This window comes from Rhodococcus sp. T2V (assembly GCF_029269925.1).
Classification (GTDB): domain Bacteria; phylum Actinomycetota; class Actinomycetes; order Mycobacteriales; family Mycobacteriaceae; genus Rhodococcus_F; species Rhodococcus_F koreensis.
On record NZ_JARJBD010000038.1, the window covers coordinates 42,564 to 56,816 of the forward strand.

General features: G+C 67.4%; 11 protein-coding genes. 1 reads left to right on the forward strand and 10 read right to left on the reverse strand.

The genetic code is table 11. The features are described 5' to 3' along the window. Window positions 1-3: 3 nt before the first annotated feature. The 5 genes from P3H15_RS28235 to P3H15_RS28255 all read right to left on the reverse strand — a co-directional run bounded on the left by P3H15_RS28235 (window position 4) and on the right by P3H15_RS28255 (window position 11,039). The gene (locus P3H15_RS28235; protein ID WP_276140262.1) at window positions 4-3,213 is read right to left on the reverse strand and encodes a DUF6519 domain-containing protein; all 3,210 of its coding nucleotides are present in this window, start codon (window positions 3,211-3,213) and stop codon (window positions 4-6) included. Between the two features lie 11 nt (window positions 3,214-3,224). Then, window positions 3,225-5,309 (reverse strand): hypothetical protein, encoded by a 2,085-nt coding sequence (locus P3H15_RS28240; RefSeq protein WP_276140263.1) that lies wholly within the window; start codon window positions 5,307-5,309, stop codon window positions 3,225-3,227. Beyond that, entirely contained in the window at window positions 5,306-8,023 is a 2,718-nt protein-coding gene (locus P3H15_RS28245; RefSeq protein WP_276140264.1) for a hypothetical protein, read from the reverse strand. Before P3H15_RS28245 ends, P3H15_RS28240 begins: the two co-directional genes overlap by 4 nt. 89 nt (window positions 8,024-8,112) lie before the next feature. After that, the gene (locus P3H15_RS28250) at window positions 8,113-10,674 is read right to left on the reverse strand and encodes a putative baseplate assembly protein (protein ID WP_276140265.1); all 2,562 of its coding nucleotides are present in this window, start codon (window positions 10,672-10,674) and stop codon (window positions 8,113-8,115) included. Further along, window positions 10,671-11,039 (reverse strand): GPW/gp25 family protein, encoded by a 369-nt coding sequence (locus tag P3H15_RS28255; protein WP_276140266.1) that lies wholly within the window; start codon window positions 11,037-11,039, stop codon window positions 10,671-10,673. The genes P3H15_RS28250 and P3H15_RS28255 overlap by 4 nt, the downstream gene beginning before the upstream one ends. A gap of 38 nt (window positions 11,040-11,077) precedes the next feature. Between P3H15_RS28255 and P3H15_RS28260 the strand changes: the two genes are divergently transcribed. Beyond that, on the forward strand, window positions 11,078-11,317 hold the full coding sequence (locus P3H15_RS28260; RefSeq protein WP_276140267.1) for a hypothetical protein: 240 nt from the start codon (window positions 11,078-11,080) through the stop codon (window positions 11,315-11,317). A gap of 43 nt (window positions 11,318-11,360) precedes the next feature. On the opposite strand, the gene P3H15_RS28265 is transcribed toward P3H15_RS28260, so the two are convergent. The 5 genes from P3H15_RS28265 to P3H15_RS28285 are packed head-to-tail and all read right to left on the reverse strand — an operon-like array spanning window position 11,361 to window position 14,247. Continuing rightward, window positions 11,361-11,876 (reverse strand): phage baseplate assembly protein V, encoded by a 516-nt coding sequence (locus P3H15_RS28265; RefSeq protein WP_276140269.1) that lies wholly within the window; start codon window positions 11,874-11,876, stop codon window positions 11,361-11,363. Beyond that, on the reverse strand, window positions 11,873-13,012 hold the full coding sequence (locus P3H15_RS28270) for a hypothetical protein (RefSeq protein WP_276140270.1): 1,140 nt from the start codon (window positions 13,010-13,012) through the stop codon (window positions 11,873-11,875). The genes P3H15_RS28265 and P3H15_RS28270 overlap by 4 nt, the downstream gene beginning before the upstream one ends. After that, a complete protein-coding gene (locus P3H15_RS28275) occupies window positions 13,005-13,367 on the reverse strand; it encodes a hypothetical protein (protein WP_276140271.1) in 363 nt (120 codons plus the stop codon). The genes P3H15_RS28270 and P3H15_RS28275 overlap by 8 nt, the downstream gene beginning before the upstream one ends. After that, complete coding sequence (locus P3H15_RS28280) at window positions 13,364-14,017, reverse strand: hypothetical protein (RefSeq protein WP_276140272.1); 654 nt, start codon at window positions 14,015-14,017, stop codon at window positions 13,364-13,366. Before P3H15_RS28280 ends, P3H15_RS28275 begins: the two co-directional genes overlap by 4 nt. Further along, window positions 14,014-14,247: a hypothetical protein gene (locus tag P3H15_RS28285; RefSeq protein ID WP_276140273.1), complete on the reverse strand. Its 234-nt coding sequence runs from the start codon at window positions 14,245-14,247 to the stop codon at window positions 14,014-14,016. Before P3H15_RS28285 ends, P3H15_RS28280 begins: the two co-directional genes overlap by 4 nt. Between the last annotated feature and the right edge of the window lie 6 nt (window positions 14,248-14,253).

Below are 14,253 nucleotides of genomic sequence, written 5' to 3' on the forward strand. Positions count from 1 at the left end.
TGATCAGAGAGCGAGGAGGTTGAGCTGGTCAAAGGGTGCTGGCACGGCTGCGCCGTTCACCCGGATGCGTCCGCTGCTGATGTTGCCCAGGACCACGGCGAGCTCGTTGCCGTTGATCAGGTGCAAGGATTCCGCGTCGGTTTCCGCCGTGAGTCGGTTGTTGGCTACGTTGTTGACCACCGCAGCCAGAGATCCGTGTACCGGTTCGTTGCCAACCTGTCCCGCAACACGGCAGTGGTTGTCCGAGAACAGGCAGGTCCCCACCCCGCCGCCGATAACGACCAGAGGGACCCGGATATCGCCGCCCTGCAGGCGGTTACCCCGGACGGACACCTCTGACGGCACCGTGCTGATCGCGGTCAGATGTGTCGGACTGAGTAAGAATGTGGACGTTTCGGCATGGGCGAACTTGAAGCTACCGATGCCCGGCCCCGACGCGTCGAATCCGGCGTTCTCGGCTTGCTCGAGGTCGGTCCAGCTGACCGGGAAAATCAGGATCGCGGCCCAAGGCACCAACGGTTGCTGATCATCACCGGTCCGGTGCACCGAGTTGTCGTCGAGGGTGACCTGCGGCACGGGTGGGGCGACGTAGATCCCGGCTATCAGCCTCGCGCTCGTCTCGGGCCCGATGGCACGCAGCCGATTGCCCGTCGCACGCAACTCGCCGACGGCACCGGCCGCGATCCCGGCGACGAACGGATTCGCCAGCGCCTGTCGGCCCACGCCTTCCACCACGTTGCCGACGAGGTCGACACGGTCGGCGGCGACAATCTGCAGGCCGGCGAACGCGAGGTCCGGATTCTCGTCCGCGCCGATGTCGGCGAACCTGTTGTTCTCGATAGACACGTACCCCAGGCTGCCGCCCGGCTCCACGGTAAGGCCGGCGCCGCCGGTGCCGTCGAGAGCGTTCTGCTTGATCATGCCGGTCTCGACGCGGTGCTCGATCACGATCCCGCGGCCGCCGATGCTCAGCAACCGGTTCCCGATGACGTGCAGCCGGTCGATGGCAATCGGATCGAGCCCGCGAGTGAGAACGATGCCGTCCGCCGCACGTTCCCGGTCTCGGCCGGTGATCTGGTTTTCCCGAATCGACAGGTCATCCGTCCCGGCCCGTATGCCGGTGCCCTGGGTGTGAATCGCGTTGCCCGCGATGGTGACGCACGACCCCGGAACGGTGCCGCCGATGGCGACCAGCGCGGTGTCGGCGCAGCCCAGGATCAGGTTGTCGACGAGTCTGCAGTCGCCCACGTAGAAGCTGGCCTGCTCGAAGACGATGCCGCGCTGACGGCAGAACAGCACATTGTCCGCGATGCGCAGATGCGCGGCGAGCAGGTATTTTTCCCGGCTCGGGCCGCTGACGACGCCGTCCACCGCCACGAAGGCGCAGTCGGTGACGGCTGCCCCCAGCACCGCACCGGAGAAACCCAGCGCGGCCGTGGTGGCGTCCCGGTTTGCGACGCCGACCACGTTGCAATGTTGAATGCGGAAGTCGATGACGTTCGTCGCGGAGACCATGACTGAGCGGCCGTCGTCGCTGTCCAGGCCACCGCCGATCACCGACAGGTTTTCCAGCGCGATCCCGCTCCCACCGGACACGTCGATGACCGTCCCGACGGCTCTGGCCAGCAGGATCGTGGCCCAGCCCTGTCCGCGTATCCGCAGCGACTGGGCACTGTGAAGCTGGATCGGCTCGCGGATCAGGTAGGTACCTGCGCCGAGACAGATGGTGCCGCCGACGGCCTGCACCGAGTCGACAGCCTGCTGGATCGTGGCGGTGCCCGAGTTGTGGCCGTCCGGGGTCACGCACACCGTGCAGTCGCAGCTCTCACCCTCGGTCAGCGGCGGCCAAAGCATCCGGCAGTCGGTCTCGTCGTCCGGGAACGTCACCATGGCCAGCCGCGCGTAGTGATGGTGGATGCCCAACGGTGCTGCCCGGTCCAACTCGTCGATCGAGGCGTCGACCGCACGGGCGGCGACGACCCAGTAATCCCCCGGCCGGAATTCACCGCCGACCGGGTCGAGGTCGAAGTCGACCAGGACCCCGTACTCCAGGAACACCGGGGAGCTGGCGGGCGGGACGACGATATCGCCGGTGCTGCCGGCCGCGTCGAGATCGGCGTAGGCGGTGCCGTCCTCGTTACGCACCTGGCCGCCTTGGTCCCATCGCCGGATGAGAGTGTGGCGGCCCGGGTCGGTCGCGTTCTGTGCGTCGACGGGGAACAACGCCGCCGTCACCGGTGATTCCAGCTCGATGGTGCGGCCCACGTCGTCCACCCCACCGGCGAGTTTGATCCGCCGCAGCTCACCTGGCTGGTTGTGCAGCTCGAGCCAGTCGTCGGTGACTTCGATCCAGTCGCCGTCATTGAAGCGAAGCACGTCGTCGCGACCGGTGCTCTCCACCGTCAGCTGGTCGCCCGCGGCGTTGACATGCGTGACCCGGGTCGCCACGGTGGCGTTGTCCCGCGACCACTTGAAGGTCGCGGTGCCGAGCGGGCCGGGCGTATGGATCTCGACGCGGTAAAGCTGGTTCTCCAGCCCCGAATACCCCGCTCCCGGCGGTACCTGGCAAGGGTTGGGCGGCTCCGAAACGGTGCCGGTCGAGGTGGTCAGCCGGGCGCCGGAGGGACGGATGGTGTCCGGCCAGTTCGGGACGTCGGCGTCGTCGCTGGCACATGTCACGTCGCCGACGCCGGCGAGCACCTTCACCTGCCACACGGTCTGCAGGCGGCCGGTGGAGTCGACCCCGACCGCACTTTCGATCAGATCGGGGTCCTGAAGGAGGCCCACCTCGCGCTGCCAGACGTCAAGGTAAACCAGGTGTGGACCCGGTGAAGCGGGCAGCGCCGGCGGGTTCGGCAGATACGGCTGGACGGTGTAGTCGACCGGGTCGGTGCTGGTGAGCTCCGCCAACCGCGGATTCCACTCGTCGGCCGGCGGTGCGCCGTGGTTCTCGGCCAGCAGACCGTCGACGTACATCCGCCCGGCCCCGATGGTCAGCCCACCGCCGGCTGCCTCGATCAGGAATCCATCGGCGGTCTCCCGGGGGACCACGGCGCGCCCGACGGTGTCCAGGGCACCCGCCTGCATCCGCCGCGACAACTCGGCGACCCAATCGTTCCAATCCGAGTCGAGCTGGACGCGGCCCTGCTGCATAAGGACGCCAAGGAAGTCCCGGCGTGCATCGAAGCGGATGCGGCTGTAATCGAGTCCCATAATCGGCTTCCTTACGACTCGTAGAAGATGCCAGCGCGCAAGCCGACACGGAGATACTCCGCCAACCGGATGCGCAGGTTGGTTTCGCGTTGGGGCCCGAACAGATGGTGGTAGACACCCATCTCGCTCTCGCTGTCGGCGCCGCGCCGGATGGCGTCGGCGGTGCGGGTCTGTAGCTGCACGTATGCCGCCGTGCCGTGACGCAACGAGGTGAATCGCGGTGCGATCCTGCGCGCCGTCGCCGCCGAGTCCGGCTGGCAGTGGTAGCGCCGCGGCACGATCGAATCGAACGGCACGAAACTGAATCGGATGCAGCCCGTCTGTTTGCGCAGGGCCCGCACGGCCACCGGCCAGGTGTCTCCCGCACCGAGCTCGGCGGCCAGAATCGAATCGGAGACCAGCGCGAATTCGGCAGCGTGCACCTTGCCGATCACCGTGCAGGACTCGAGCGTGAGGCGCCCGCCGGGCGCGTTGCCGTCGAGACCGGCGACGGCCGTGCGATCGCGGGCGGTGGCGTCGATGATGCTGTCGAGTGCTCGGCAGGACGCGTGTTGGTCGAGGCGCAGCGCGCCGACGATCGAGCGCTCCACTTCGAGCGCCAAGTCGGGCAATTCACACTCCAGCGCGGGTTCGTCCGGGTGTTGCGGGGAGCCAGCTCCGGTGAGCGTCCAACCGGGCACGATCGTGGTGTGTACGAGTCGCAACCGGGACAGGACATTGCCGCCCGCGGCCGGCACGATGATGTGCTCGCCGGTGACGAGCAGGCCGTTGAGGACGAACACGCTGCCGGCCTCCCCTGACACCACCAGAGGTTGCGACAACACCAACGTGGGACGGCGGCCGTTGGCAGCCCGGATCTGCACCTCCGCGCCGACGGCAATCTGGACCGATGCGGGTGCGTCGTAGCGACCGCTGTCGGTGATCTCTACCACTCCATCGCCCGCCACCGCCGCGAGAGCCGCGGCCAGATTCGGTTGGTCATCGGGCACCCGAACGACCGTGGCACCCGGTTCGGGTGCCGGCAGCGTGTCACCGCGCTCATATTCGCCGCCGCCGACTTCGGCAACAGCGCCCTCGTGCCACGTCACGCGCACCTCGGCGGGCTCGGCAGCGGTGTCCACCACGTCGGGTGGCAGGGCGATCCGGCCGAGTTCCGGGTCAATCGCGTACCGCCCGGCGGGCGGCACATGCGCCCAGGCCGCGCCGTCGTCGGACAGGTTGCACACGTCGATGCGGTCGCGGTCGATCGCAGCACCGTCGACGAACAGGTCCACGCTCGGGGTGGGGTTGTCGACCGGTTGCCCAGGCCCCGAGCGCTCACCATAATGCCGCGCCAGATGGGTCGACAGGTGCCAGCGGGTCATGGGCACCGGCACATTGAACGGCTCGGCCAGGTGTGTGATGTCGTCCTCGGCCTCGGGGTGGTTATACAGGGGTACATCGTGGTTCAGCGGGCTGACACGGTAGCGGCGCGAATCCACGCGGACCGCGGGTGCTTCACGCCGCGAAAAGGAGCCAATGCGCCAGACGAACACTCCGACATTCGGGATGTTGTGCCGTCCACCGCCCGACTCGATGAGGCGCACGTCCACGCTGCGGCTTGCGGTTTCGAACGCGCTACCGATCCACTCCAACGACTCGCGGTCCCGCAGGTCGATACACCGCCGGCTGTGCGGCCGGGTGTGATTCGTGTACTGCGTCGTGGTAAGTAGCTCGAAGAACTCGACGGCACAGGCAGGCCACCCCGTCACGTCGCGCGCGAGTTGTTCGAGCACCAGCGCCGTGCCTTTGCGACGGCGCAGGGCGATGGTGTCGGCCACCTCGGCACGCGGGCTGGCCACGCTCGGTACAACGCCATAGAGAGCGCGATAGCTGATCAGGTCACCGATGTAGGGCGTGACCCAGTCGGCGCAGGTCTCGATGAACAGATCCTCGTAGAGCTGCTCGAGGTTCTCCTCGACGGCACCGATCTCGTCGGCGAACAGCGCCAGCAGTTCCTCCTGTGGCCCCCGCTCCAGTCCGGTGGACGCGGCCAGCGCGGCATCCCGGATTCGGTGGATGGCCGGCAGCAGCTCGTACAGGGTCCGCGGGCTCATGGCATGGTCCCCAGTTCGAGGGGCGTATCCGAAAGCGTCAGCAGTTCGGCGGGCGCGGGAGCGGCGGTCAGCGACACGCTCGGCAGCGCTGCGGACAATCGCTGCTCGCGGGTCGGAACCGCGCCCGGTGTGGCCCTGTACAACTTGACCACCTGCGCGGCCTCCACGCCCTCGACGGTATGGACGGTAGCGGCCACCTCATCCAATGTGACTCCCTGCCCGAAATCCCGCTTCGCGAACGAGAACTGCTCGCGGAGCGTCGCGTCCACCGCAGCGAGAACCGCGTCGGTCCGGTATGCCGCGCCGACCTTGACCAACAGCCGCGTTCGGAAACCGACCGGCCGATAGTTCTGCAGCCGGATTTCCACCAGCGGATCGCCGTAGCTGTGCAGCGACTCAAGCAGGCGCCCACCGGTCCCGGTCGCCGACAAGACCACCGTTGCTCCGTCGATCCCAGCGACGGTGATGCAGACGCCGCGGGCGGGTCCGGCAGGTACCCACACCGCGTATGCCTTGTCGATACCGGCGAACGCCCGCGAGTAGTCCGCGTAGTCGTCGACCGACACTGCCCGCTCCAGCGTTCGCACCGTCAGCGGCGCGTTCTCGCGGGCCGAAGCCAGGGGCTCGGGGTCCTCGCCGCCCGCCGCGGGCACCGGATTGGTCGCGGAGTCCACCCCGATCGGACGGCTGAGCAGGGTCGTCAGCTTCGCGGCGCTCACATTGCCTTGGACACCCACGCCCTTCCGGTATGTCGCGCGCACATTGTGTTGCCCGGTCGGCGGACGCGCACCGGCGACGCCGTCACCGAAGCACACCGTCGACGCACCCTCGTCGGCCAGCCGCACGGTGTGGACGCGTTCCTCGCCGCCTCGGCTGTAGAGCGTCGGCACCTCAGTCCACAACAGGTCGTTGACCCGGACCCGCAATGTCGACGCCCGCCCGTCGGGGGTGTCGGCGCCGACGTAGGTCAGCGGCCCCTGTTTGAGGGGGAACTCCTGATCCGGTTGGCTGGCGCCGCCGCCACCAAGAATCTCCACCACCGTTTCGCCGTGGGTCGCCGCGGACACGTTGGCGTTGATGCGGACGCTGGTCCGCCGGTAGACGTGTTCGAGCTCACGAGCCAGACGCACGACAGTGCGCCCGCTCTCAGTGCTGACCGAGTCGGATCCGGCCTTGATGACGACGACCTCCGATACCCGGGCGTCGCTGTCCAGTGCCTGCCCGAGGCGGATCTGGGAGCCCAGGGCCCGCAGCGTGCCGGCCACCCCGTCGCGGTCCACCACCGCGAGAATCAGCAGCGCGGCAGGATCGCCGACGAGGAGCTCGAGCTCCTCGGGAGTGCGGTAGATCGGAGTGCCGCTCTGCACCTGAGCGGGCGCGGCCCACAGCACCAGGCTGTCGCCCTCGGACAGTGTGACAGTGGCGCCTGCCTCGGTTGTCAGGAACAGGTCGTGCACGCCCGCCGCGATCGCGATGCGCTGGCGCACACCCCCCACGGCTAGTGCCTGACCGGGATGCAGGCCGGCGACCGGGGTGTCCATGGCGATCAGGTCGCCGTACAGCGGGTACAGCAGCGGGCGCGGGCAGATCGCCAACTCCTCGCTCTCCGCCAGCACGAGCGTCTGTTGCAGACCGTAGCGCGTGAGGTTTTCGCCGGTATCCGGCTTTACCCGGGTGATCTTGCCGCTCAGCGCGTAGTCGGTGCGGCTCACCTCGTTGACCTCGGCGGCCCGGTACAGCTCGGTGTAGCCGGGCAGGCTGGGCGTGCCGTATCCCGCCTCGTTGGACACCAGCGCCAGCCAGCTGCCCGTCGTGACCCCCGGATACACACGGTCGAGGTCGATAGTGGCTCCCATCGAGTAATGGGCCCACCGCAGCCTGGCCCCACTGCCGGTGACCAGATAGCTCAGGCGGGACCCCGTTCGGCTCATCAACCGCGGGTCGGGCGCATTGTGGCCGAACAGGGCGGCCCGCGTTCGCAACGCGAAGACCTGCACCGTCCTGGATGCCGGATCGACGTGCGGGGCGACGTGTCCGAGCGGGACGTCCCACACGATGCGAGTACGAGTGTTGTCCCGGTCCTCCTCCACGGCCGCCACCACGCGCACGTCCCAGCGTTCGCTGCCGTTGTCGTTGCGGCGGTCCTCGCCGACGATCAGGATCGCGTGGCCGGGCTTCAACCGGGTGTCCAGACCGGCCAGGTATAAGTCAGTATCGCCGCGCGCAGGTCGCCACTGATGGGATTGCTGTGCACGGATCGAGTTCCACTCGGCCCGTGCCTCGATCTCCTCCACCGTCTCGAATGACTGCGGCTGTTCATCCTGGCCGGGGACACTTTGTACCCGGGTGCCGACGGGTACGCGAATCGGTGCCGGGGTTGACTCGAGATCACCCGGCGTTTCGTGCGTGGTGAAGGCCAGGTAGGTGGCGGCGGCGACGCCGGGTGTTGGCTGGTAGCCGATCAGCCGTGCCATCTCCACGATCGAGTGCCGCTCGGTGGCGGTGCGCAGATAGTGCTCGTTGGCGATGCGCTCCTGGTAGAAGGTAAGAACATCCAGCGACATCGCCAATGCATCGCAGAGCGCGATCGTGAAGTCATCATCCGATCGGGTGCTCAGCCCGGAAAGAGCGGGCATGCTCGAGCTCGACAGCCGTGCCAGCATCGATGCCCTGAACTGGGCCCAGGACCCCACTCGGTAGACGATCGCGGACATCCTGGGGGTGTTGGCGATCCGACGCGGGGTTTCCCTGTCGACGCCGGCGCAGCAGCCGCAGTCCGTGGCACGGGGAACAAGGCTCGACATCATTTGCCTCCCGAGAGTTCGAGCCGCAGCACCCCGTGCTCCGGAAAGCTCGGGTCGTTGTCGAGCCGGGCGATCTCGAGCCGATCGAGCCGCAGGAAGCCGTCATTTAACGGCGCTGTGTCGTCGCGACCCTGTCGATTGAAATGCGTCACATGAACCGAGTCGACCCCGGCGACCTGATGCGCCGCCGCGTAAACCGGGCTCAAGTACACTGCCTGGCCGAAGGTGAAGTTGTCCGGGTGGAAGACGCCGCGCCGGCCATCTGGCAGCACTCCGCTACCGAGTGCCTCCAGCAACCCGGCCCGCACGTCGCCGCGGAAATAGTGGGGTGCCACGCACACGAAGAGGTCCAACTCCAGGGACACGTAAACAGGGGCATCGAAACGCAAGTCGTGCCCGGCCATGCGGTAACGGTTCACGTGGCGCGCCAGCGGCTCGACGAGCGCCGTGTCCAGCGGTTCACCGCCGACACGGTCGACGGTGATGAAAACGGTGTGCCAGCTGCCGGTCCAGCGCAGATTGGCGGCGGCGCGCTGGACACCGTCATGGCGCTCGGTGACCTCGGCGTAATCGGCCGGGGTGACCGCGCGCTGCTGGGTGCGGAAGGCTTGTGGTGCGCTGCGCCGGATCTGGGCGGCGGTCTCCGGCTCGATGCCGCCGCGCGCCGGCATCGGGTTGACCGCCGCCGAGATGCGCCCGTCGTCGGTGACGACGTGAACGATAGTGTGTGCGCCGACATTGCCGGCCACACCATTGCCGACTCGGTAGTCCGCGGTGAACGTCGTCCCGTCGTCTGGTCGAATCCCGTGCATGTCATCGCCGAATCGGAGTGCGACGGTGCCGTCGTGTTCGGTTTCCACCACGAAATGGTGGTCCGAGGCTGAACTGGAAAGCAGGTCGGAGCGGCTCACCCAATGTGCGGTGAATGCGCCGGTCTGTGATTCCAACGTGATGTCAGGTACGACGTCGGCCATCCGCCACTCGAACGCGCGACGCGCGGAGGCATCGGGGTCGAAGGGGACCTGCCGGGTCACGCGGACCCCGTGCTCGACGGTGGACCTCGGCATCATGCCGCGTCGCGTCAGCGGTGCTTCCGCCAGGGGTGGGCGGAAGCGTGGCGGTATCGGTGCCGGTGTACCCGGCGAGCAGTGATCCGGGTCGTCGGCCGGATAACGCAGCCGAGCGGGTGGCACCACACCGAGGGATTCCTGGGTGATGCTGCGGCCGTGATCGCAGAGCACGATGTTGCCCAGCGCGATACTGATGTCTTCGACCAACTGGGCGCCGTGTTCGTCGTCGGTGCGGGCAGAGACGCACACCGGGAAGGGCAGCGCGTCGTCGGTGGTCCACTCGATCTCGGTGATCGTTTCTTCTGTCAGCGGGTCGGTCAGTTGCGCTGCACCGTCGAACGCCTGAATCCCGCTGAGGCGTACCGGGTGGCGGTGTGCGGGATCGGCATCCGAGGGGTTGCCGGTGAGCGGTCCGCGCACCTCCACGAACACCACCACGTCACCGGCACGCAGGTCCGGATAGTGGCCGCGCAGGGTGGCCCGGGTTCCCCCGGCGGGCAGGCAGCACTGCTTGTCGCCCCACGTGTAGAAGAACAGGTCGTTGTGGGATTCATGCAGCGTTACTTCATGCATGGGCTGGAATACCTCGGGCCGATGTCGGAGGGCGGCCGCATCGTCGGCAGAGTCGACCGCGATGCGGTCAGGTGCGCCCGGCACCCGCGTGTACAACCGCACGGTTTGCGGGTGCAGATCCACCGCGTCATCCGACACCCGCAATTGCACCCACGCGCGCGCATTGCAGCCCTCGTGTACGGCGTAGTCCACAAGGCGGGCCAGGCGCCGCAGTGACGGCCGGCGGCGGGCGGTCTCCAGATACGCCTCGGTGGCCACCGCGTCTTGCCAGTAGCTGAGATGGTCGGCCGCATAGGACAGCAGTTCGACGAGGGTCACGCCGAGGTCGGCGGCCGTGCGCTCGCGCCAACCGGGAACGAGTTGGCTGAGGCGATCCAGCATCAACCGACGAAATCCGCCGTAGTCCTTGGCTAGGTAGTCAATGTCCGGTGCCGGGGCGGGTTCCTCCGGGCACACGCGTTGTGGCCGACAGTCGAAGTCGCTCGGACACTCCACCTTGAAGCTGAACGACACCGCCGCCAACACCGGGTCGAAGTCGGCCGGGGGCCGTGCGTCGTCCGACGCGCGGACCAGCCGCAGGGTGTAGGTGGTGAAATCGCCGGTGCTGTCGGTGCGCACCAGCAACACCTGGTCGGCCTCATCTAACGCGGCGAAGAAGGCCGGGGCCTCGGGCGCCGCCGTTGCCGGGGCAACCCACTCGACGGCGACATTGCGCACCCGCTCACCGCCCTCGATGCGCACGTTGTCGGGGGCTAGGCCAGCCGGCACGGGCTTGAGCAACCGGACCATCAGCGTGCGCTGCCGCGAGATACCGGGAGGAGCGTCGAGGTCGAGCACCTCCAGCTGGTCGATCCCGTTCAGGGTGGCGTGCGCGTCCACCGCGGCGCGCCGGTTCTTGTCACAGCAGGTGTAGATCACGCCACACCACCGTGGTCGAATGTGTGCTCCGCGGGTTCGCCGGTGAGTCGCACGAGATATCGGACGGTGACGGTGAGCGTCTCACCGGTGGCCTGGACCTGCAGCGACTCGAGGATGATGAGATCACCGAGCCCCTGCTGCAGGGCACCCTGGGCGAGCACCTGGGTGGTCGCCGCGAGCTCGTCACTGTTCGGCGCGAATATCAGCTGGCGGAGGCCGCTGCCGAAATCCGGGCGCATCACGCGCTCGCCAGGTGCGGTGAACAGCACCTGCTCCACCAGGCCACGGATCCACTCGGCGTGGGCCTCGGTGCGGGTGTGCCCGCGCCCGTCGAACTGGTAGGGGTAATGCAGGTTCGGCGCCATGTCAGCTCCCAACGACTCGGGTCTGGGCCGCGGTTGCCATGACGGGTGTCCCGTTCGGAGCGCACACCGCCTGGCTGTCCATCAGCACTATCGGCTGGCCGTTGGATGTCACCCGGATCGCCGCGACCGTCCACAGTCCGGTGACGCACGGCATCGGGTTGGTGCCCGTCACGAAGGGGCAACCGGCGATCGCGTACGGCGCCGACATCAGCACGGTCGGCTGGCCACCGACGAGCACCCGCGAATTCGGCATGGTGGGCGTCGCCGTGCCGCCGTGAACACACAGCACCGAGGCGCCGACGTGAAGCAGGGGACCTGGCATCAGATCACCACCAGCGCGCCGTTGTTGACGGTTACCGTGGGGCCGACCAGAGTGATAATCGCGCCCTTGCCGTTCTGGATGTAGATGCCGGTGTCGTTCACGATGAGCATCGCGCCGGTTGCGCTCTTGAGCACGATTCCGCCGGTCGGCCCTGGCAGATCCGATACGGTCAACCCGTTCTGCAATGGAGTCTGCAGAGTGATAGCGGGTATTGCGGGTGGTGTCACCCGCGCCAGCGCCGGAATCTCGCCCGCGCTGCCCCAGAAGCAGCCGGTCCAGATCGGGTGATCGGCGTTGCCCTGCTCGAATTCGACCCACACGCCTGAGCCCGGCACCGGCAGTGCCACCATCCCGGCCTGGATGCCGGCAATGGGCACACATGGCATGGCCCAGCTGGCCGGTGCCAGGCCGGTGACGTCAGGCACCTGAACCTGCAGCCGGCCCTGCTGCATCGGATCGACGTTGTTGAGCACAACGCCGCGGTACTTTCCGTAGTGCTTCTGTTGGCTGTTCATGCTGGCACCTTGGGGGTGATGGAGATCAACCCGTTGCGAGTCAGGGTGAACCTCTGTTTGAAGCTGTCCCGGCTCAGAGTGCTGGTGACGCTCTCCACGAAATACAGCCCGTCGTAGGCGAAACCCGCACCCCGCACCCCGACCAGGCCGCGGGCCTTGAGCATCCTGCCGTAGTGCAGGACGTTCAGCTCACCGTTCGCGGTGACCGAGTCCTGGGATTTCTTCGCTTCGGCGAGCCCGCGGGAGATGGCCTGCATCGGGTTGAGCTTGGCGGTGTCGTTGAGCATGGTGATGTTGGCCAGGGGGGTGGACAGGACGCCGAGCGGTGGCTGCAGCGGGTTGAGGTTCGGAATGGGGATCGGGATCGGCACGCGGGTCAGCTGGTTCTGGATGAAGACGATCGGCTGCACACCCTTGGTCGGCTCGAAGGAGAAGCTCATCGACTCGATGTTGGTGTGCGCGTCCATATCGATGTTGAGTGCCGGCTGCGGAATTCCAACCTTGATCTCGGGCCCGAAATAGGCGATGTTCGTCCCGGGCACGGGACCGGGCTCAAGATAGAAGACGTAGCCGACGTCGTCGGCGAGTTTCCGAACGTACTGCAGGTCGGTGCCCTGGTGGGTGGGGATGCGATCGACCGGGATCGGCACATCCGGGAACAGCACTGGAACCGGGAGCGGGATGAGCCCGAAAGCCGCGTACTTAGCGCAGATGACGGCGAACCGGCCTTCGATCGGCATGGCGGGGTAGGGCAGCCCGCTGAAGTCGATCATGTCCATGACCGCGGTCAGATCCGAGCCGGTGACGGTGATGGTTCCCGCCGAGCCGTTCTGGCCTGCCTGGATATCAAAGGTGTTCATCACGCCGTCGAACAGTGGGGTGAGCACGCCGTTCAGCGTGACGATGAGCATGATCCGCAGCGGCGGGGTGGCCGGGCTGGCGTTCGTGCCCGCGGCGATGAGCAACAGCGTGTTGAGCGCCGAGTCGGTGGGAAACTCGAAGTCGAGCTGGAAGCCGCTGGGCGACCCCGCCGCGGTGGTCACCGTCACGCTCTTGAGCGCGTCGATGACGACCCGCGGCGCCGGTATGGGCACGATCGGCCCGATGAGCAATGTCAGGTGGATGGCGTCAAGCATCGGTTGCTCCTGGCATGCCTTCGGGCAGCGTGATGCGCAGCGCTCGTCCAATGGTGTCGATCAGCTCGTCGGGCCGCATGGCACCGTTGGCGTCGCACAGCCGCCAATACTGCTGCGGGTCGCCGAGATGGGTTGCGGCCAGGTTGTCGAGCCGGTCGCCCTCGACCACGGTGTGCAACCGCAGGGTGACGAAGCGGTCCGGCGGCGGCACCGTTCGCCGGCGCACGAAGACGACCGTTCGGCCGTCGGCAGCTGTCCAGCGGCCGATCGGGATTCCTTGGTACCGGCTGCCGGGCGGGAAGGCCGCGAGTTCCAGCGACGCGGCCTGCAGGAAGGCTTGGACGGGGTCGGTCATTGGATGCCTCCGATGCCGAGCGTTTCGAGGGCGCCGGCCCGTGCCTGCCGGGCCAGCTCCTCTTTGGCCTGGAGATAGTTCAGGAACACGCTTCCGCCCTTGTGGTCGAAGCCGAGGTCGTCGACCGACAACACCTGGAACCCAAGACTCACCTTGGCGCGGATAGGGTTCAGCGCGGTGTCGAAAGCTTCCTCGGTGATGCTGAGCTCGGTGACCTTGACCGGGACGATGCGATTCGTACCCCACACGAAGAGCGGCAGGGGCGACTCCATCGGCGCGATCTCAAGCGTGCCGGAGTTGGCGAGTTCGTTGTTGGCAATCAGTCGGCTGCTTTGGGGATGTACCAGCGACTCGAGCACCGCCAGTTCGGGCTGGATACCGTGCAGAACGGTCTGGGGGTTGCGATCCGGGAACTCGAGCCGGTCGGTGGCATCGATCTCGGCTTCCAGCTTGATCGTCTCGGTGGCGGGACCCGTCAGCCGCAGTGGCTGGGCATGCTGGCCCTCCCCGAGAGTCTTGGCCTGCAGCGAGCGGGTCAGCGAGTCCGGGTTGTACTGCAGCGTGATGACCCGCTGCACCTGTCCGGTCGCGGCGTCGACCAGGACGATGCCGCCCTTGGTGAGCTTGGGGGAGTTGGGGAATCCGGTCATGGCGTCAGCCCCGACGCCACAGCCTGTCCGAGGGCGTGACCCATCCGCTGGGGCCCGCCGCCTTCGCGCACGGGGTGCGGACGGAGCACCGCCTGAGCTGTGGAAGTCCACCTCTGAGCATCGCTGGCTTCGTGCGCCAACGAATGCTCGAGTTCGCCCTGCAGGGCAGCTACCAGTGCCGGCGCGTCCGCGTGCGCGACGCCGTGTAGCCCCAGCTGGTCGATGGTCACGACAAT

Coding starts and splice junctions, on each gene's coding strand:
- P3H15_RS28235 (WP_276140262.1), bottom strand. CDS start 3,213: ATGGGACTCGATTACAGCCGCATCCGCTTCGATGCACGCCGGGACTTC.
- P3H15_RS28240 (WP_276140263.1), bottom strand. CDS start 5,309: ATGAGCCCGCGGACCCTGTACGAGCTGCTGCCGGCCATCCACCGAATC.
- P3H15_RS28245 (WP_276140264.1), bottom strand. CDS start 8,023: ATGTCCGCGATCGTCTACCGAGTGGGGTCCTGGGCCCAGTTCAGGGCA.
- P3H15_RS28255 (WP_276140266.1), bottom strand. CDS start 11,039: ATGGCGCCGAACCTGCATTACCCCTACCAGTTCGACGGGCGCGGGCAC.
- P3H15_RS28260 (WP_276140267.1), top strand. CDS start 11,078: ATGACGGGTGTCCCGTTCGGAGCGCACACCGCCTGGCTGTCCATCAGC.
- P3H15_RS28265 (WP_276140269.1), bottom strand. CDS start 11,876: ATGAACAGCCAACAGAAGCACTACGGAAAGTACCGCGGCGTTGTGCTC.
- P3H15_RS28270 (WP_276140270.1), bottom strand. CDS start 13,012: ATGCTTGACGCCATCCACCTGACATTGCTCATCGGGCCGATCGTGCCC.
- P3H15_RS28275 (WP_276140271.1), bottom strand. CDS start 13,367: ATGACCGACCCCGTCCAAGCCTTCCTGCAGGCCGCGTCGCTGGAACTC.
- P3H15_RS28280 (WP_276140272.1), bottom strand. CDS start 14,017: ATGACCGGATTCCCCAACTCCCCCAAGCTCACCAAGGGCGGCATCGTC.